Source organism: Streptomyces sp. NBC_00659 (genome assembly GCF_036226925.1).
Lineage (GTDB): Bacteria > Actinomycetota > Actinomycetes > Streptomycetales > Streptomycetaceae > Streptomyces.
In genome coordinates, this window is sequence record NZ_CP109031.1 from 5,045,307 (window position 1) to 5,063,089 (window position 17,783).

Here is a 17,783-nt window from a genome sequence, read left to right on the forward strand (position 1 = left end):
CACCATGACCACGGGACGGAGAGGCGGCCGGGGCCGTCTGGCCCGCGCCTGGAGCGCGGCGGCCGTATGCGTGCTCGCGCTCGCCGGATGTTCGGCGCAGGCGCTTGCCGACGGCGGGGGCAAAGGAGCCGAGGGCGGACGGCCGGCCGCCGGTGCCACGGGCAAGGAACGGCCCAAGCCCTCGGCCCCAACGCTCAAGTCCCTGACGGGCGCGCACATCAACATCGCCGACGGGCAGACCGTGGGGGTCGGCATGCCTGTCTCCGTGACCTTCGACCATCCGATACCCGTGGCCGAACGAGCGGATGTGGAAAGGCAGTTGAAGGTCACCGCCGAGGCCGAGGGCTCCTGGGGGTGGGTCAAGGGCCACAACCTCGCCGACGGACAGCGGGTCGACTTCCGGCCCCGCACGTACTGGAAGCCCGGCACGGCGGTCACCGTCCGGGCCGGGGCTGGAATCACCAGGCATTTCACGGTGGGCCGCTCCTTCGTCGCCACAGTGGATGTCCGTACACACGTCATGACGCTCGAAACGGCCGGATCGTCGCGCCGCGTCCCGATCACCGCGGGCGCGCCGGGCATGGACACCTGGAACGGCACGATGGTCGTCTCCGACAAGGCGTCCAGGGTCTTCATGGACTCGCGATCGGTCGGCTACGGCGACGCGTACGCGGATTACTACTACTACGCCGTCCACCTCACCGCCTCGGGCACCTACCTCCACCAGAACCCGAAGGCGAACATCTACGGCGGCCGTCAGAACGTCACGCACGGCTGTGTCGGACTCGCCACCGGCGGTCCCGCGAAGAGGTTCTTCGACGAGGTCGTCCCCGGCGACGTCGTCAAGGTCGTCGGCTCCCGGGACACGGTCGCCGTCGGCAACGGCTACGGCGACTGGAACCTGACCTGGGACCAGTGGCGGGCGACGAGCGCACTCGGCTGACGCGTCCGCGCACAAGATCTCCGGCCGGCGTCGTCCGGCCGGCGGGCGCCGCAGGTCCGCACGGGGGAGCGGCGCCCCGCACCAACCGAACATCGCCCCCATCACGAGGAGTTGTCCGTTCATGGCAGGTATGAAGAGGTACGCGGCCGCGGCCGTGGTCGCCGTCGCGCTCATCACGGCGCCCACGGCCGCCTACGGCGTCCCGACCGCGAAGCAGGCGCCCGCCGCCGCCCGGCCGGCGCACGGCACCGTGCTGTCGGCGCACGCTTCCGCCCTCTCGGCGAGGACCGCGCCCACGGCCCGGATCGTCGCGCCCGACGAGCACGTCACGGAGCCCGGCGGCGCCGAGTTCTGGCTGACGCCGGAGGGCAAGCACTGGACCACGCTCGACAACCCCGATCCCCAGTTCACGAACATGGTCAACGGCAACATCGACCTCCACACGCCCGGTGTCTCGGCATTCGTCGAGGTCACCGCCGAGGGCCACGCCACGCTCTCCGGCGAGTACCACGGCGGCACGGGCACCGCCTCGCGGGTCACGGTGCGGACCACGGCCGGAACCCTGCACGCCGAGCTCCTGGAGCTCGCGGGCCACCCCGGCTGGGGCGTCTGGTACGTCAGCACCGACCTGCCCGCCTCCGACAAGGACTTCGGCGTCAAGCACATCGTCGTCCGCGACACCGAGGGCGGGGTCTACTCCCGGCTGGACCTGAACTGAGCAATCGGGCGCGGGAGCCGGTCCTTCCCGGCCGGCTCCCGCGCCCCGCCGCTCCCCCGGTACCGGCCGGCTCCGGCCACCGGTCCGACATCCGGGAGGACGGCCGGCCTCCCGGATGCAGGCCGGAATCGCGTCGCCCGTGGGGCCGGTCGGCCGGGCGCGCGCCGGGCGCGCGCCCCCTTCGTCGCCGCTGTGCCGACGGCCCGCGGCGCCGGGGCCGGCCCGGCCCCGGACGCGCCGTCACGGGTTGTCCGGTCCGCGACAGGCTCGCCCGGCGGACGGCTCCGCGCACCGGAAAGATCGTGGAGCCGACGTCCCGGCGGATGACCTCACGGAACGCGCGGCCGGCCGGGCAGGGAACGTGCGAGGGGACGCCCGCCCGCCGTGGCCCGTAGTCCGCGGGGACGCCGAGTCGGAGCGGGATCGAGACCATCAAGCCCTACCGCCCGCCGGAATAGGGCCCATACTGGAATCACGATGAGTAAATCCTCCGCGCCCCGGCGCCACCTGCCCACCAGCCCCTTCGCTGCACCCGTCGTCCCCGTGGCCAAGGAGTTCAGCCTCGGAGACCGCGTCTCCCATGACCAGTACGGCCTGGGCACGATCGTCGGCGTCGAAGAGGGCATTGCGATGCTCGTCGACTTCGGCGCCCGCCAGGTCCGCGTCCTGAGCCCCTACTCCCGGATGGACCGGCTCTGACGCGCACTCTCTGAACACCTCCGGCCCGCGGCAACCCCGTAACAGGTTGCCCGGGCCGTGGTGTGCCCGGGACTGACCCTGTCGTGTCTCAGCCCTGGGTCGGGGCGGGCGACTTTCCGGCCAGTACGTCCTTCAGACGGTTCGTACCCGCTTTGACCGCTTGCTCGGTGGACTGGTGTTCGGTTCCCGAGAGGCCGCCGTTGGTGAGGGACAGGGCGCTGTCGCCCACCCGCACCGCCGCGAAGTCGAGCGTCAGTGTCTCGGGGTCGCCCTCCAGCTCGCCGCTCATCGTCAGCCGGAAGCCCTGGCGGGCGTCCCCCACATCGGGCAGAGCCGTCGAGACGACCTGGACCGTCTGCCGGTCGCCCTTGCCGTTGACCGCCGTGAACTCGTCACAGATGTCCGGCAGCGTCTTCAGCCACTTCAGCTGCGTGTCCAGGGCGCTCTTCCCGTACGAGGCGACCTCGTAGCGCATCTGGGCGTCGTTGTCGCTGTCGTCGAAGCCGGTGACGGCCCCGGCCCCCTGCGGCTTGCCCAGCAGGTCCTCCGTGTACAGGCCGTCCAGCAGCTTCTGGCACTCCTTGGCGTCGCCCTTGTCGGTGACGAAGGCCGACGCGTCGACCTTGCTCTTGAGCAGCGCGTCGTGCCAGGCCGCCACGCCCTTCGACTCGTCCCACTGCGACCCCAGGTCGGAGTTGGTGATCAGCGCCGTCTGCGCCTCGGCCTTCGTGAGCGTACGCACGGAAGGGGAGGGCGAGGCCGACGCGGCGCCGGGCTCCTCGGCGACGGGAGAGGCCGGGACCGTGGAGGCGGGGGACGCGGGGGAGTCCGTACGGCCGGAGCCTCCGCCGTCACCTCCGCCGTTCGAGCAGGCGGCCGTCGAGAGCAGCATCCCCGCGGTCAGGGCGGAGGCGAGGAGACAGGACGGACGGATCATGCGAGGGCCTCCCGAGGACGGTCCCGAGGACGGGCTGTGTCCTTCCACGCCACCACCGGCCACGGTCCCCCACCAGCGCACCGGGCCGTCCGGGTGAGTGCGGCGCGCGGATGCCACCGGGCAGGTGCCGGGTGCCCGGGCCGGCACCGGCGGGGATCTGCCAGAGTGGATGGTGATGCACGCGCACCAGGGAAGCACCATGAGCCCCACCGATCGGTTCGAAGACGACGACTACCCCGCCTACACGATGGGACGTGCGGCCGAGCTGATCGGCGCCACCCCCGCGTTCCTGCGGGCCGTCGGGGAGGCCGGGCTGATCGCACCGCTCCGTTCCGAGGGCGGCCACCGGCGGTACTCCCGCAACCAGCTCAGGATCGCCGCCCGCGCCCGGGACCTCGTCGGCCAGGGCACGCCCGTCGAGGCCGCCTGCAGAATCGTCACGCTGGAGGACAGCCTCGACGAGGCTCTGCGGATCAACGAGGAGCTGCGCGGCTCCACACCGCAGGACGCGTGAACGGGACGGCAGAGGCCTCCCTGGCGGCGTTTTCCCGACGGGGCCCGGATATCTGCTCCGGCCGGTGCAGAATTTGGTGCACGAGCCCGCGAGGTTTTGATATTCCCCACGCCGGGGTGAGATAGTGCGCCCGCTTCGAGGCGGTCGACGTGCTACTGTCGATTTCAGTTGCAGTTGTGGTTCCCAAAGTTTTTACCGGTGCATTCCGGTTGGGGCAATCATTGCGGCGACGCAGGTCCACACAGTGTGGACCTTCGAGCTTTGCCCCAAGGAGATTTGACATGGCTACTGGCACCGTGAAGTGGTTCAACGCGGAAAAGGGCTTCGGCTTCATCGAGCAGGATGGCGGCGGCGCCGACGTCTTCGCTCACTACTCGAACATCGCCACCTCTGGCTTCCGTGAGCTCCAGGAAGGCCAGAAGGTTACCTTCGACGTCACGCAGGGCCAGAAGGGCCCGCAGGCGGAGAACATCGTCCCCGCCTAGTCAGGGACACCGGACGGCCGGCGTCCGCACCTCAGGGTGCGGGCACCGGCCGTTCGTTTTTTGCGGTCATGGAAATTGCCATGAATTTTTGGTGCCCGTTCCCATTTTCGGTGGCGTCAAACCCGGATCGCCGGCTTGATCGCCGTGGAGGAATCACCGGGCACGCGCCGCTACTGCACCGCCAGGACCGCGCGTACGGTCTTGCCGCCCAAGCCCGTACTGACGACCTCCAGGCTGTGGGCGAGCTGCTGGACCATGGCCAGGCCCCGGCCGTTCTCCGATTCCGTGTCCAGCGCGCCGATCTGCGGCTGTCCGGGACTGTCGTCGCGGACCTCGACGGTCACCCGCCCGTGCCCCAGCTGCAGCCGCAGCCGGCAGCCGCTGCGGCCGTGCCGCACGGCGTTGGCGACGAGCTCCGAGGCGATCAGTGTGGCGTCGTCCACCTGGTCCGCGGTCGGCGACGCCAGCCGCGGCCGCGGCCGGGTCAGAAACGCCGTCGTCAGCTTGCGGGCCCTGCCCGCCGAGACGGCCGTACGCGGCAGTGTGTACTCCACGCGGGCGGTCGGCCGGACGGTGCGCTGGTGCGCACGCATGACTGACACCTCTCTTCCCCCCTCCAGGACAACCAGCACCCGGCCGACGGCTCCGTCCCCGTCGACCGGGACCCGCGCGAAACGGTGCGCGGCCGGTCCTGCCCTCGGGTGATGCCCCACCCGAACGGCCCGCAACCAACGACCTGCGTCACAAAGCCGCCACGGGAGGTCCGAGGGCGCTCAACGGCCGCTTCAGCGACCGGAGTCCAGCAGGCGGAAGTCGTCGTAGTCGAAGCCGGGCGCCACCACGCAGCTGACCAGAACCTCCTCGTCGCCGGCCGGCCGGGCGGACTGCCAGACGCCGCCGGGGACGAGGACCTGAGGGCGCTCCCCCGCTTCGACACGCGGGCCGAGCCGGACGACCTGCGGGGTGGACTGGGGGCTGGTCCCGTCGCCGCCGAGCAGGATGTCGAGGGGCCCGCCGCGGTGCCACAGCCAGAGTTCGTCCGAACGGACGGTGTGCCAGGCGGAGGTGTCACCGGGCGTGAGAAGGAAGTAGATGGCGGAGGCGGCGGCGCGCGGTCCGGGGTAGCCGTCGGGCAGGAAGGCCTGCGGAGCCGTCCAGGTCTCGACGAACCAGCCGCCCTCCGGGTGGGGGCTCATGCCCAGGGCGGCGGCCAGGTCCGGGATTCCGGTCTCAGGAGAAGTCACCCCCTGCCTGTATCACGCGGCCGAAAGGAGGTTCAACCAACTCCCGGTGGACACGAGTGGATGTCTGACAGGGTGTGGTCCATGGCGACCCTTCACAGAAAGCTGCTCGGTCTGCTTCCCCGCATAGGGGTGCAGGTGCTGGATCTCGGATCGGGAGCCGCGGTGGTCTACCGGCGCGGAGTACGCAGACGCGTCGCCCTGGGCAAGGGCGCCGATCTGGTGCTGCGGGGGCGGACGGCGGCATGGAAGCAGGTGCCGCTCGGTGGCACCGGTGCCCGGCTCCTGCTCGACGAGAAGGAGACGGCGGCCGACGAACGCAAGTTCCAGCTCTCGGCCGCGTCCTATCTCTGCGGGCAGCACGTCACGGCGCTGCTGGACAGGTACGAGGTGAACTGCGTCTTCGACGTGGGCGCCAACTCCGGCCAGTACGGACGCCAGTTGCGCCGCCTCGGCTACACCGGCCGCATCGTCTCGTTCGAGCCGACGGCGGAGGCCTTCGGAAAGCTCCGGCAGGCGGCCGAGGGAGACCCCGACTGGCAGGTGCACCGGATCGGTCTCGGCCGCGAGGACACCACCCAGTCCATCCATGTGGGCTGGAACACCATGAACTCCCTTCTCCCGCCCAGCGATTACGGCAAGGACCGTTACAAGCGCTTCGCCAAGACCCGTACGGAGGAGATCGAGGTCCGCCGTCTCGACGGGATGATGGACACGGCCCTCGCCGGGATCGACGACCCCCGCCCCTATCTGAAGATGGACACCCAGGGCTACGACCTGGAGGTGTTCGCGGGCGCCGGGGAACGCGCGGAGGACTTCGTCGGCATGCAGTCGGAGGTCGCGACACTGCGGCTGTACGAGGGCAGTCCCCGCATGGGCGAGGCCATCGGCGTGTACGAGGAGCGCGGCTTCGAGATCACCGGCATGTACCCGGTGTCACGGGAGGAGGCGACCGGCCGGGTGGTGGAGTTCGACTGCGTGATGGTCCGCGCGACGGCGGTCCCGGCGGGCAAGTAGGCGACCCGGGGCCTGTCCCGCGTCTCCGGCCCGGTCCGCCGGACACGCTCGGTCCGCCGGAGGCGCTACGCCGGAGGCGCTACGCCGGATAGGCGTGCGTCTGGGCCGCCTTCACCGTGGCCCAGACGGCGGAGCCGGGATGCAGGCCGAGTTCCGCCGCGGCGACCGTCGTCAGGTCGGCGGCGAGCGGGAGTTCGCCGGACAGGGCCACACGGATCTGGTCGCCGTGCGTCTCCAGACCCGCGACGCGGCACTGCCACAGGTTGCGGGCGCTGGAGCCGGTGGGGCGGTCGCGGTGGAGGGTCACGGCGCCCGGCGGGAACGCCACGAACACGGGCCCGTCGAGCCGCTCGGTCGTGGTGATCGCCGGGCCCGACTCCAGCCGTACGGTGTGTCCCTCGGCCTCGCCCCGGTAGAGGTTGAGCCCGACCAGCCGGGCGATGTAGTCGGTGCGCGGCCTGCGGGCGATGTCCGACGGCCCGCCCTCCTGGACCACCCGGCCGTCCTCCACGACCACGAGCCGGTCGGCCAGCACCATCGCGTCCAGCGGATCGTGCGTCACGAGGACGGCGACGGCCTCGAAGTCGGCCAGATGGTGCCGGAGTTGAGCCCGCACATCGAGTCGCGTACGGGCGTCGAGCGCGGCGAGCGGTTCGTCGAGCAGCAGCAGCCGGGGGCGGGTGGCGAGGGCGCGGGCGACGGCGACGCGCTGCGCCTGTCCGCCGGAGAGCCGGCTCGGCTTGGTTCCGGCGAAGTCGGCGAGGCCCATGCGCTCCAGCCACGCGGCGGCCTGGATCCGCGCCTCCGCCTTGGGCACGCCCTGGCAGCGCGGTCCGAAGGCGATGTTGTCGAGCGCGGACAGATGCGGGAAGAGCAGGTAGTCCTGGAAGACCACGCCGACCGGGCGGGACTCCGGCGGCGTACGGTCCAGACGGGCGCCGTCCAGCCACAGGCGGCCGCCCTCGGACAGCGGGGTGAGCCCGGCCAGCGCGCGCAGCGCGGTCGTCTTGCCCGCGCCGTTCGGACCGAGCAGCGCGACGACGTCACCGGGGGCGGCGGACAGTTCGATGTCGAGGTGGAACGAGCCGCGCCGGACGACGAGACGGGCGTCGAGGCCCTTGCCGGACGGCGCGGCCGCCGCTTTCGGGTTCGCCTCGGTCATGACGCGATCACCTCACTCTCGTACGCACGGCGTCCGTCGTACTTGTACCTGTATCCGTATCCGAACCTGTGTCCGTACCTGTGTCCGTGTCCGTCATGAGGCGGCCGTCATCCAGCGGTCGCGCAGTCCGGCGAGAACCGCGATCGACACCAGGAGCAGGACCAGACTCAGGGCGATCGCGGCGTCGGGGTCGCTCTGCAGGGCCAGATAGACAGCCAGCGGCATGGTCTGGGTACGGCCCGGGAAATTGCCCGCGAAGGTGATCGTCGCGCCGAACTCGCCGAGGGCGCGGGCCCAGGCCAGCACCGAGCCGGCGGCGATGCCCGGCGCGATGAGGGGCAGGGTGACCCGGCAGAACGCGGTGAAGCGGGAGGCGCCGAGGGTCATGGCGGCCTCCTCGTACCGCGGGTCGGCCGCCCGCAGGGTGCCTTCCACGCTGATCACCAGGAAGGGCATCGCCACGAAGGCCTCGGCCACGACCACCCCGGCCGTCGTGAACGGCAGCGTGATCCCGAACCAGGAGTCGAGCAGTTTCCCGACGACGCCGTTGCGGCCGAGGGCCAGCAACAGCGCGACACCGCCGACCACCGGGGGCAGGACGAGGGGCAGGGTGACCAGGGCCCGGACGAGTCCGCGGCCGGGGAACTCCGTGCGCGCCAGCAGCCAGGCGAGCGGCACCCCGAGCACCAGGCATACCGCGGTGGCCGCCGTGGCCGAGAACAGGGACAGCTGGAGGGCCTGCCACACCTCGGGCTTGGACAGCTGTTCCGGCATGCTGCGCCACGGCGCCCGTACGAGCAGCGCGACCAGCGGGAGAAGCAGGAACGCGAGCCCGACGAGGGCGGGCAGCAGCAGGGGAAGCGGCGCCCCGCCCCGCATCCGGCCCGGTGTCCGGCCGCGCCCGCGCCGCGGCCCACCGGCGAGGGTGTCGGCCGGGGCGCCGGACGGGTCGGGTGGGGTCACGGGATCACTCATGGCTTCAGGAGACGGGGTGCGGCGCGTCCGTTTCAAGGGGCGCGCCGCACGGGAGAGGTGCCGTGCGGCGGGCGCCGGGACACGGTCGGCCGGGGACGGCTGGGACGGCCGGGGTCAGGACGTGGGCTGGAGGAAGCCGGCCGCCGTCAGTACCTTCTGGCCCTCCGCGGACCGCACCAGGTCGATGAACGCCTTGCCGGCCGCCGCGTTGTGCGCGTCCTTGAGCAGGGCGATCGGGTAGTCGTTGACGGCCTCGGTGGACTCGGGGAACTCCACGCCCTCCACCTTGTCACCCGCGGCCTTCACGTCGGTCTTGTACACGACCGCCGCGTCGGCCTCCTTCAGCTCCACCTTGGTCAGCGCGCTCTTGACGTCCTGCTCGTAGGAGACGGGGGTGAGCTTCAGGTTGCTCGCCTCCAGCGCCTTCTGCGCGGCGGCGCCGCACGGCACGGTCTTGTCGCACAGGACGACCTTGAGGCCGGACTTGGTGAGGTCCTTCAGGGAGGAGATCTTGTCCGGGTTGCCGGGGAGGGTGGCGATCTCCAGCTGGTTGCGCACGAAGGTGGCGGGGGTGGTCGCCGTGTCGCCCTTGTCGGTCACGATGGCCATCGTCTTCGGGCTGGCCGCGGCGAAGACGTCCGCCGGGGCGCCGCCCGTGATGCTCGCGGCGAGGCTGTCGCTGCCGCCGAAGCTGAAGGTGACCTCGGTGCCCGGGTGGGCCTTCTCGAACTGCTCGCCGAGGGCCGTGAAGCTCTCCTTCAGGGAGGCCGCGGCGAACACGGTCACCGTGCCGGAGAGCTTCGGCGAGGAGGACGCCGCGGACGACCCGTTCGCCTTGTCCGGCGAGTCGGACGTGTCGGAGGAGGAGCAGGCGCTCAGGGCCAGCAGTGCGGCGGCGCCGACGCCGGCCACCCGCAGGGTCCGGGCGGCGCGGCTGGTCCGGCGCGCGGATCGGATCGTCACGGATCTACTCCCTCGAAGACTCTGAGGCTCGCTGGAGCCTCCGTCGTGATCCCAAGTCCTGAGCTCACGTTCTGCCATGGCCTGATCATACTTCCGCATATGCGAGCTGTAAGTCTCCTGTCGCATCGCATGAGCAGTGCCCAATGGCTTCGGATGTATGCATGTGCGTTTGCCCCGGGCCGCCCGCGGGGTAGCGTCCACCGGGAGGTGCTGTCCAGTGAGTCAGTCCCTGACACAGCCGACGCCGCCGGCTCCCCCGCTCGCGGAACTCGCTCTGACCGGTGACCTCGCCCGGCCCGCTCTGCTGACCGTCCCCGACTTGTCGGCCTGGCCCCGGCACCGGGTGCGGGTCGCCTTCGAGTGCGCCATCAGCGGGGTGCGGCACCACGGATTCGAGGGCCCGCTGTTGCACGACGTGCTGCGGGACGCCGGCCCCCGCTTCGATCCGTCCCGTCGCAAGGACCGGCTGCGCTTCCTCATCGCGGTGGCGGGCGCGGACGGCCACCACGCACTGCTCAGCTGGGCCGAGATCGACCCCGACTTCGCGGACGCTCCGGTGCTGCTCGCGGTCGGCATCGACGGCACCCCGCTGGACCGGGCGGGACCGCAGCTGGTCCTGCCGCAGGACCGGTGCGGGGCCCGGCACATCAGCGGCATCAACGGCATCCGGGTGGACGGCCGTTATTCGTCCTGGCCGGACGGTGTCCCCGGCTGACCCTGGTACCCCGGCTGACCGTCGGAGGCCGACGGCCAGCGGCCAGCGGCTGACCGTCGGAGGCAGGCGACCGGCGGCTGACGGTCGGTCAGGCGCGGTCGATGTGCACGTTGGTCGACTTGACCCTGGCCGTGGCCTCCACGCCGACCTCCAGGCCCAGTTCCTCCACGGCCTCCCGGGTCAGCAGGGAGACCAGCCGGTGGGGTCCCGCCTGGATCTCCACCTGGGCCGCGACATCGCCGAGCTTGACGGCGGTGACGATGCCGGGGAAGGCGTTGCGGACGGACGTGTAGGACGTGACGCCCTCCTCGCCACCGGCTCCGGCCAGTTCCACCGAGAACGCGGCGAGGTCACGGCCCTCGATGAGGCGCCGTCCGCCCTCGTCCCGGTGGGTGGCCACCCGCCCGGCGTCCGCCCAGCGACGGGCGGTGTCGGGGCTCACGCCGAGGAGCCGGGCGGCCTGGCCGATGGTGTAGGACTGCATACGCGCGACGATAGGCAGCCGGTCCTCGCACCTGCAAGCCGGACCCCCGGGGGCGCCGGCCGCCCGGGGCAGGGCGGGAGGGCCCCGCCCCGGACCGTCGCCCTCGTCAGTCGAGCGTCGGCTGTCCCGTGTGCTCGACCAGGATGTGCCTCGCCCAGAACTTCCCGAAGGCCTTCTTGAGTATCGGCTCGGCCGTCGCCCGGTCGTCGACGCCGAAGACCACATGGCCGCTGCCGTCGAGGCCCACCGTGTACAGCGCGAACCGGCCGTCCCAGCGGTCCATGTCGTCGCCGACCCGGTCGACCATGGCGTTGAGCTGCCGCCAGGTGACGTCCGAGTCGTGGATCCGTACCTTCACCCCCTTCTCCGCGTGACCGCAGATGTCCGCGTCGAACGCCTTGGACGGGATGCGGTACACGGTCACGGTGTTCCCGCGCTCGTTGACCGACACGCTGGTGAAGACGCTCCTGTAGCGGGACGCGCCCTGCTTGTCGATGTAGATCGTCACCCTGAGCAGGGAGGATTCCCTGCCGGGCAGACTGTGTGTCGGCCGGGTGCCGACGCACACGGTCGTGCGCTCCGCAACGGGCGCCTCCTTGCCTCCCGGGCCGCCGCTCGACCCCTGAACCGCCAGGAGTGCCACGGCACTTGCCGCCACGACGCCGCCGGTCGCCCTGATCCTGCTCCGCCTGTTCATGTGATCCTCCCCGTCCGCCGTCCGGTGGTACGGGGACGCAAGAGACGCCGCATACGTTCAGCGGGAACCGCACGGCCGATCCGCCCCTCCTACCAGTCGTACGCCCCCGGACGGCTCGGAGAGGAGCCTTCGTTGGCCCGTCAGCTGTCCCGCCGCAGGTTCATCGTCCACACCCTGGCCGCGTCCACCCTGACCGTCGCCGCGCCGCTCGGCTGCGACACCTCCCCGGCGGAGGGCGCCGAGCCCACCGCGGGACCTTCCGGCGTCCTGGTGACCGGCACCGACGACGAGATGCTGGTCCTGGAGGTCACCGCGGCCAACAAGGTCGTCGTCCGGCTGCCGCGGGTCGAGGTCGGCCAGGGCATCACCACCGCGGTCGCCATGATGATCGCCGAGGAACTGGACGCCCGGCTCGCCGACGTCGAGATCCCGCTCGCCGAGGCCCGGAGCAGCGGCAACCAGTTCACCGGCGGCTCGAACTCCGTCGGTTCGCTGTACGGGCCCGCCCGCGCGCTGGCCGCCACCGCGCGCGCCAGACTGGTGACCGCCGCGTCCCGTCGCTGGCATGTGCCCCCGAAGGCGCTGCGCACCCGGGACACCATGGTCGTGGCGCCCGACGGCCGCACGGCCACCTTCGGATCGCTGACCGCGGCTGCCGCCCGGATCCACCGGCCCGCCGTGTCCACCGACCCCAAGCCGGCCTCCCGGCACCGGGTGATCGGGCGGCCGACCTCCCGGATCGACGCGCGGGACATCGTCACCGGCCGGGCGAAGTACACCGGCGACCTGACGGTGGCCGGGGCGAAACCGACCGTGGTGGCCCGGCCGCCGACGCTCGGCGGGAAGGTCCGTTCGCTCGACGACCGGGCGGCCCGCGCGCTGCCCGGAGTCCACGCGGTCGTCAGGATCGAGGGCGGGGTCGCCGTAGTGGCGGACACCTTCCACCACGCCTTCCAGGCCCGGGACGCCCTGCGGATCACCTGGTCACCGGGCCCGCTCGCCGCACTGTCCGACGCGGACGTACGGGCCCGGCTGCGGGCCGCCGTCCCGCCGCTCGGCACCCCGCTGCTCGGCACCCGGCAGGTGGGCGGCGAGTTCGAGTTCGCCTTCGTCGGACACGCCCCGATGGAGGTGCTGACCGCGGTCGCGGACGTACGGGAGCACAGCGCCGAGATCTGGTTCTCCTCCCAGACACCGATGGACGCGCGCGACACGATCGCCTCGGTGACCGGGCTGCCCGCCTCGAAGGTCCGGGTCCATGTCCTGCGCGGCGGAGGGTCGTTCGGGCGGCGGCTCACCTACGACGTGGCCGTCGAGGCGGCCCTCGTCTCCAAGGCGGCCCGCCGTCCGGTGAAGCTGATGTGGAGCCGGGCCGACGACATGCGGCACGGCCGGATGCGCCCGGCCAGTCACCACCGTATCCGGGCCAGCCACGCGGGCGGCCGGGTCGTGGCGTTCACGCACATGACGGCGTCGGTGAGCGAGTCGTACGAGAAGCCGGGCGCCACCGCGCAGGGCGGTGTCACCACCACGGCCGCCCGGGCCGCCGGCCCGCTGCCCAGCGACAGCGGGCTCTACAACTTCGGCCGTGTCTCCGGGGATTCGGGCTCGGTGGGCCTCGCGATGCCGCTGGGTGCCTGGCGTTCCGTGGACTCCGGGACCATGCGGACCGCGGAGGAGATCGTCGTCGACGACATCGCGCGGAGCCTCGGACAGGACCCGGTCGCCTTCCGGCGTACGACGCTGCGCGGCAAGGCGGTCAGGGCGGTGCTCGACCGGGCGGCGGAGGCCGGACACTGGGGCCGGAGCATGCCGGCCGGACAGGCCCAGGGCATGGCCGTGCACGAGGAGTACGGCTCCTGCGTGGCCTGTCTCGTCGAGATCGACGCCCGCGACCCGAAGAACCCGCGGGTCACCAAGGTCGTGATGGCCGCCGACGTCGGAACGGCCGTCAACCCGCGCGGACTCGAGGCCCAGCTCATGGGCACCGCGGTCGACGGCATCTCCACCGTGCTCACGGCCGGCCTGCACCTTGACGCGGGCGCCGTCCGCGAGGGCAGCTTCGCCGACTTCCGCTGGGCCCGTCAGCGGAACGCCCCGCTGCGTTTCGAGGCGCACATCATGCCCTCCGGAGGGGAGCCCGGAGGGGCCGGCGAACTCGGTGTCCCCGCGGCGGCCGGAGCGGTGGCCAACGCCTACGCCCGTGCGACGGGGACCCGTCCCCGCCGTTTCCCGATCGATTTCTGAGACCTGGTTCCGAGGCCTCTTCCCGGCCTGCTTCCGAGACCCGTTAGAGGTGCGAGTACCGATGCCGTTCCGGAGAGAGTGCTGATGCCGTCCTACTCCTTCGTCCTCAACGGGAGACGGGTCACCGTCGAGGCACCGGCGGACATGCCGCTGCTGTGGGTGCTGCGCGACCTGCTGGATGTGACCGGGCCCAAGTACGGCTGCGGTGTCGGGGTCTGCCGGGCCTGCACCAGCCATCTCGACGGTGCGGAGATCCAGCCCTGTGTCGTCCCGGTGGCGGACTGCGCGGACCGCGAGGTCACCACCATCGAGGGCCTCGCCGACGGCGACCGCCTGCACCCCGTCCAGCAGGCCTGGCTCGACTGCGACGTCTCCCAGTGCGGCTTCTGCCAGCCCGGCCAGATCATGGCCGCCGCGGCCCTGCTCGAGAAGACGGCGCACCCGACGGATGCTGAGATCGACCGTATCGAGAACGTGTGCCGCTGCGGCACCTACTCCCGCATCCGTGAGGCGATCAAGAAGGCTTCCGTGCACGGCGGCCGAGGTCCTTCCGCGCAGGCCGGGGAACGCCAGGACCTGTCCGGTCCGGAGTGAGGGCGGGATCGCGACCGTGCGGGGACGGCCGTGATCCCACCGGGGTGACCGCCGGGGCAGCCTGATCCCGCGGGCGGCCACCGTGCCGGGAGTCAGCGGCCGCGGCCCCCCGTGGCCGCGTAGGCGCGGAGGAAGAGCGCCTCGACATGGGCCATGTGCTCGATCTCGGCCGGGTCGACGCTCTCGTTGGGGGCGTGGATGAGGCACTTGGGTTCCTCCACGCCCATGAGGATGATCTCGGCGCGGGGGTAGGTCTCGGCGAGGACGTTGCACAGCGGGATGGAGCCGCCCTGGCCGAGGAAGGCCATGGGCCTGCCGTAGACCTCGTTCATGGCGCGGCCGAGCGCCGCGTAGGCGGGGCCGTCGGTGGCCGCCTCGAAGGGGGCGCCGGCGCTCTCGTCCTCGATCCCGACCCGGACTCCCCAGGGCGCGGCCTCGGTGAGGTGCCGGGTGAGGGCCGCGCGGGCCGCCGCCGGGTCCGTGCCGGGCGGGATCCGCAGGCTCACCCGGGCTCGTGCGGTGGGCGGTACGGCGGCGGCGGAGCCGACCACCGGAGGGCAGTCGATGCCGAGGACGGTGACGGCGGGGCGGGCCCACAGCCGGTCGGCGACCGTGCCGGTCCCGGTGAGACGGACGCCGTCCAGTACGCCGGCGTCGGCGCGGAACCGCTCCTCGTCGTAGCCGGCACCCTCCCACTCGCCCTCGCAGTCGAGTCCGTCGACGCGCGTGGCGCCGGTGGCCGGGTCGCGCAGGGTGGAGAGCGTCTGGATCAGCGCGGCGAGCGCGTCCGGGGCGGGGCCGCCGAACATGCCCGAGTGCACCTCCCCGGCCAGGGTGTCGACGGTGACGACGAGGTTGGCGAGGCCGCGCAGGGTGACGGTGGCGGTGCCCGTGCCGACCTCCGCGTTGCCGGTGTCGCACACCAGCAGCGCGTCGGCGAGGAACTGCTCCGGATGCTGGGCCACGTAACTCTCCAGACCGCCGGTGCCCTGCTCCTCCGACCCCTCGGCGACGAACTTCAGGCCGACCGGGACGTCGTCGCCGAGCGCCCGCAGGGCGGTCAGGTGCATCACGATGTTGCCCTTGCAGTCCGCGGTGCCGCGTCCGTACCAGCGGCCGTCGCGTTCGGTGAGGGCGAAGGGCGGTGTGGTCCAGGCGTCGTCGTCCAGTGGTGGCTGCACGTCGTAGTGGCAGTACAGCAGGACGGTGGGGGCGCCGGGGGGCGGCGGGCGGTGGCCGATGACCGCGTGGCTCCCGTCGGGCGTCTCGGCGAGATGGACGTCGCGGAGCCCCGCCTCGGTGAAGGCGTCCGCCACCCACTGCGCGGCCCGGTGGCATTCCTCGGGAGGGTACTGGCGCGGGTCGGCGACGGACGGGATCGCGACCAGCTCGGCCAGGTCGGCCCTGGCCCGCCCCATCAACCCGGTGATCTTCTCGGCGAGTTCGGACACGGTCACCGCCTCACCGTGTCGTCGGTCTTCAGGTCGTCGAGCTTGTCCTGGATCTTGTCCAGTTTCTCGGGGCAGTAGATCTCGATGATCGTGGCCTCCGCCCCGAGGGCCCTGCCGTCTCCGATGACAGGACGCTGCCCGACGAACGCGGCTCCGTTGGACACGTTGATCTTCCACAGCGCCGACTTGAGGGCGCTGGCCGGATCGTCGCAGACCAGGCCGCCGTCGGTGCCCAGGACGCTGGCGATCAGCTCGGTGTCGGGCCGGGGAAGACCGGCTGCCACGGCCGCGTCGGCGAGCTCGTTGGCCTTGGTGGTTGCCTTGTTGTTCGTCGTGATGGCCGAGTAGCGCACGAGGCCGGCCACGACGAGAGCGAGCAGCAGGATGATCGCGCCGTAGTAGATCCATTTGTGCTCGGATGCGAACCGGGTGGGACTCATGCCCCCGCCTCCTCCTCGCGAGCGGTGTCCAGCTGCCAGCCGGGCTTGCGGAACTTCAGGAACGCCCAGGGGATCAGCACGCCGAGGACGCCGAGACCGGAGCCGATGATGACGACGTACAGCAGGACGCTGTTGCTGCCGAACTGCGAGGGCGGCACGAAACCGATGACCATGGCCGCGGCCGAGGCCAGGAAACCGACGACGCACACCAGTTTGAGCGCCGGGACGCGGTAGCCGCGCGGGTGGTCGGGCTGGTTCTTCCGCAGCTTGATCGCCGCGACGAACATCAGCAGATAGACGATGAGGTACACCTGCGTGGTGATCGTCGAGAAGATCCAGTACACGTTGGAGACGTTCGGGATGAACGCGTAGCCCAGCGCGATCACCGTGGTCACGATGCCCTGGGTCACCAGGATGTTCTGCTGGATGCCGAACCGGTTCAACTGCTGCAGGTACGGCGGCAGATAGCCCTCGCTGCGGGAGATCTCCAGAAGGCCCTTGGACGGTCCGGCGAGCCAGGTCAGCATGCCGGCCAGCGACGCGGAGATCAGCATGACCGCCGCGATCGGGGTCATCCAGCCGATGTCGAAGTACGAGAAGAACGCGTCGAACGCCTGCATGACACCGGCGGTGAGGCTGGTCTGGTCGGCGGGCACCACCCAGCTGATCGCCAGCGCGGGCAGGATGAAGATCAGCAGCACCAGGCCCATCGCCAGGAACATCGACTTCGGGTATTCCTTCGCCGGGTTCTTCAGCGACGACACATGGACGGCGTTCATCTCCATGCCGGAGTACGAGAGGAAGTTGTTGACGATCAGCACGAGGCTGGCGAGGCCCGTCCAGGCCGGCAGCAGATGGCTGGCCGTCATGGGAGCCGCCGAGGGGTTGCCCTGCGCCAGGAAGACCATGCCGAGCACGACGAGGATCGTGCCGGGTACCAGGGTGCCGATGACCAGGCCCCAACTGGACAGTCCGGCCAGGGCCTTGGTGCCGCGCGAGGAGACCCAGACGCCGGTCCAGTACAGGACCACGATGACGATCGCCGTGTAGAGGCCGCTGGAGGCCAGGGCCGGGTCGATGATGTACGCGATGGTGCTCGCCACGAAGGCCAGCAGGCTCGGGTAGTAGAAGATCGTCATCGCGAACTGGCACCACACGGCGAGGAATCCGAGCGGCTTGGACAGTCCCTCGCTCACCCAGCGGTAGACACCGCCGTTCCAGCCCGAGGCCAGTTCCGCCGAGACCAGGGCGGTCGGCAGCAGGAACACGATCGCCGGGACCAGGTAGAGGAACACGCAGGCCAGGCCGTACACCGCCATCGTGGGGGCGGCCCGCAGACTCGCGACCGAGGCGGTCGTCATGAGCGCCAGCGTCAGCCAGGTGAGTCTCGGCGCCGCCGGGATCGTAGTCCGGGCGGCCCGCGCCGTCTCCCGTGGCGCGTCCGCGGGCATGTCCATCGAGCTCATCGGACGCCTCCCTGTTCCCGTGTCGATGGGGCCAG

General features: G+C 71.5%; 20 protein-coding genes. 9 read left to right on the forward strand and 11 right to left on the reverse strand.

Features of this window, described 5'->3' with window-relative positions; translation table 11 throughout:
• Positions 1–4: 4 nt before the first annotated feature.
• The 3 genes from OG410_RS21880 to OG410_RS21890 all read left to right on the forward strand — a co-directional run bounded on the left by OG410_RS21880 (position 5) and on the right by OG410_RS21890 (position 2,360).
• Complete coding sequence (locus OG410_RS21880; protein ID WP_329300742.1) at positions 5–943, forward strand: L,D-transpeptidase; 939 nt, start codon at positions 5–7, stop codon at positions 941–943.
• Positions 944–1,064: 121 nt separating this feature from the next.
• Positions 1,065–1,661: a hypothetical protein gene (locus OG410_RS21885; protein WP_329300743.1), complete on the forward strand. Its 597-nt coding sequence runs from the start codon at positions 1,065–1,067 to the stop codon at positions 1,659–1,661.
• A 477-nt stretch (positions 1,662–2,138) separates the two neighbouring features.
• Positions 2,139–2,360, forward strand: a complete 222-nt coding sequence (locus OG410_RS21890) for a hypothetical protein (protein ID WP_329300745.1) — start codon at positions 2,139–2,141, stop codon at positions 2,358–2,360.
• An 88-nt stretch (positions 2,361–2,448) separates the two neighbouring features.
• On the opposite strand, the gene OG410_RS21895 is transcribed toward OG410_RS21890, so the two are convergent.
• Positions 2,449–3,297, reverse strand: coding sequence for a hypothetical protein (locus OG410_RS21895; RefSeq protein WP_329300746.1), 849 nt, complete (start codon positions 3,295–3,297; stop codon positions 2,449–2,451).
• Between the two features lie 199 nt (positions 3,298–3,496).
• Here OG410_RS21895 and OG410_RS21900 point away from each other — a divergent pair, with 199 nt between their 5' ends.
• Entirely contained in the window at positions 3,497–3,811 is a 315-nt protein-coding gene (locus tag OG410_RS21900) for a MerR family transcriptional regulator (protein WP_329300748.1), read from the forward strand.
• 281 nt (positions 3,812–4,092) lie between these two features.
• Positions 4,093–4,296: a cold-shock protein gene (locus OG410_RS21905; RefSeq protein WP_020871138.1), complete on the forward strand. Its 204-nt coding sequence runs from the start codon at positions 4,093–4,095 to the stop codon at positions 4,294–4,296.
• A gap of 170 nt (positions 4,297–4,466) precedes the next feature.
• On the opposite strand, the gene OG410_RS21910 is transcribed toward OG410_RS21905, so the two are convergent.
• Positions 4,467–4,889, reverse strand: a complete 423-nt coding sequence (locus tag OG410_RS21910) for an ATP-binding protein (RefSeq protein ID WP_329300749.1) — start codon at positions 4,887–4,889, stop codon at positions 4,467–4,469.
• Positions 4,890–5,081: 192 nt separating this feature from the next.
• A complete protein-coding gene (locus OG410_RS21915) occupies positions 5,082–5,540 on the reverse strand; it encodes a cupin domain-containing protein (RefSeq protein ID WP_329300750.1) in 459 nt (152 codons plus the stop codon).
• 81 nt (positions 5,541–5,621) lie between these two features.
• On the opposite strand from OG410_RS21915, the gene OG410_RS21920 reads away from it, so the two are divergent.
• A complete protein-coding gene (locus OG410_RS21920; protein ID WP_329300751.1) occupies positions 5,622–6,554 on the forward strand; it encodes an FkbM family methyltransferase in 933 nt (310 codons plus the stop codon).
• A 79-nt stretch (positions 6,555–6,633) separates the two neighbouring features.
• Here OG410_RS21920 and OG410_RS21925 read toward each other — a convergent pair whose 3' ends face one another.
• The 3 genes from OG410_RS21925 to modA all read right to left on the reverse strand — a co-directional run bounded on the left by OG410_RS21925 (position 6,634) and on the right by modA (position 9,654).
• Positions 6,634–7,716 (reverse strand): ABC transporter ATP-binding protein, encoded by a 1,083-nt coding sequence (locus tag OG410_RS21925; RefSeq protein WP_329300752.1) that lies wholly within the window; start codon positions 7,714–7,716, stop codon positions 6,634–6,636.
• Between the two features lie 93 nt (positions 7,717–7,809).
• Positions 7,810–8,691 (reverse strand): molybdate ABC transporter permease subunit, encoded by an 882-nt coding sequence (gene modB, locus OG410_RS21930; protein ID WP_329300753.1) that lies wholly within the window; start codon positions 8,689–8,691, stop codon positions 7,810–7,812.
• A gap of 114 nt (positions 8,692–8,805) precedes the next feature.
• Entirely contained in the window at positions 8,806–9,654 is an 849-nt protein-coding gene (modA, locus tag OG410_RS21935; RefSeq protein ID WP_329300755.1) for a molybdate ABC transporter substrate-binding protein, read from the reverse strand.
• Positions 9,655–9,871: 217 nt separating this feature from the next.
• On the opposite strand from modA, the gene OG410_RS21940 reads away from it, so the two are divergent.
• Complete coding sequence (locus OG410_RS21940) at positions 9,872–10,369, forward strand: molybdopterin-dependent oxidoreductase (RefSeq protein WP_329300757.1); 498 nt, start codon at positions 9,872–9,874, stop codon at positions 10,367–10,369.
• Between the two features lie 88 nt (positions 10,370–10,457).
• On the opposite strand, the gene OG410_RS21945 is transcribed toward OG410_RS21940, so the two are convergent.
• Positions 10,458–10,853 carry a TOBE domain-containing protein gene (locus OG410_RS21945; RefSeq protein ID WP_326786635.1) on the reverse strand — a complete coding sequence of 132 codons (396 nt, stop codon included), beginning with the start codon at positions 10,851–10,853 and terminating at the stop codon, positions 10,458–10,460.
• Between the two features lie 106 nt (positions 10,854–10,959).
• Positions 10,960–11,550 carry a hypothetical protein gene (locus OG410_RS21950; RefSeq protein ID WP_329300758.1) on the reverse strand — a complete coding sequence of 197 codons (591 nt, stop codon included), beginning with the start codon at positions 11,548–11,550 and terminating at the stop codon, positions 10,960–10,962.
• A gap of 162 nt (positions 11,551–11,712) precedes the next feature.
• Here OG410_RS21950 and OG410_RS21955 point away from each other — a divergent pair, with 162 nt between their 5' ends.
• Entirely contained in the window at positions 11,713–13,797 is a 2,085-nt protein-coding gene (locus OG410_RS21955; protein WP_329304196.1) for a xanthine dehydrogenase family protein molybdopterin-binding subunit, read from the forward strand.
• Positions 13,798–13,881: 84 nt separating this feature from the next.
• Entirely contained in the window at positions 13,882–14,391 is a 510-nt protein-coding gene (locus OG410_RS21960) for a (2Fe-2S)-binding protein (protein WP_329300759.1), read from the forward strand.
• 92 nt (positions 14,392–14,483) lie between these two features.
• Here OG410_RS21960 and OG410_RS21965 read toward each other — a convergent pair whose 3' ends face one another.
• Genes OG410_RS21965 through OG410_RS21975 form a run of 3 tightly spaced genes read right to left on the reverse strand, consistent with a single transcriptional unit; the run spans position 14,484 to position 17,748 of the window.
• Positions 14,484–15,809, reverse strand: a complete 1,326-nt coding sequence (locus OG410_RS21965) for a dipeptidase (RefSeq protein ID WP_443063900.1) — start codon at positions 15,807–15,809, stop codon at positions 14,484–14,486.
• A gap of 35 nt (positions 15,810–15,844) precedes the next feature.
• Positions 15,845–16,282 carry a hypothetical protein gene (locus OG410_RS21970; protein ID WP_329300762.1) on the reverse strand — a complete coding sequence of 146 codons (438 nt, stop codon included), beginning with the start codon at positions 16,280–16,282 and terminating at the stop codon, positions 15,845–15,847.
• Positions 16,279–17,748, reverse strand: coding sequence for an APC family permease (locus OG410_RS21975; protein ID WP_329300763.1), 1,470 nt, complete (start codon positions 17,746–17,748; stop codon positions 16,279–16,281). Before OG410_RS21975 ends, OG410_RS21970 begins: the two co-directional genes overlap by 4 nt.
• Positions 17,749–17,783 lie beyond the last annotated feature (35 nt).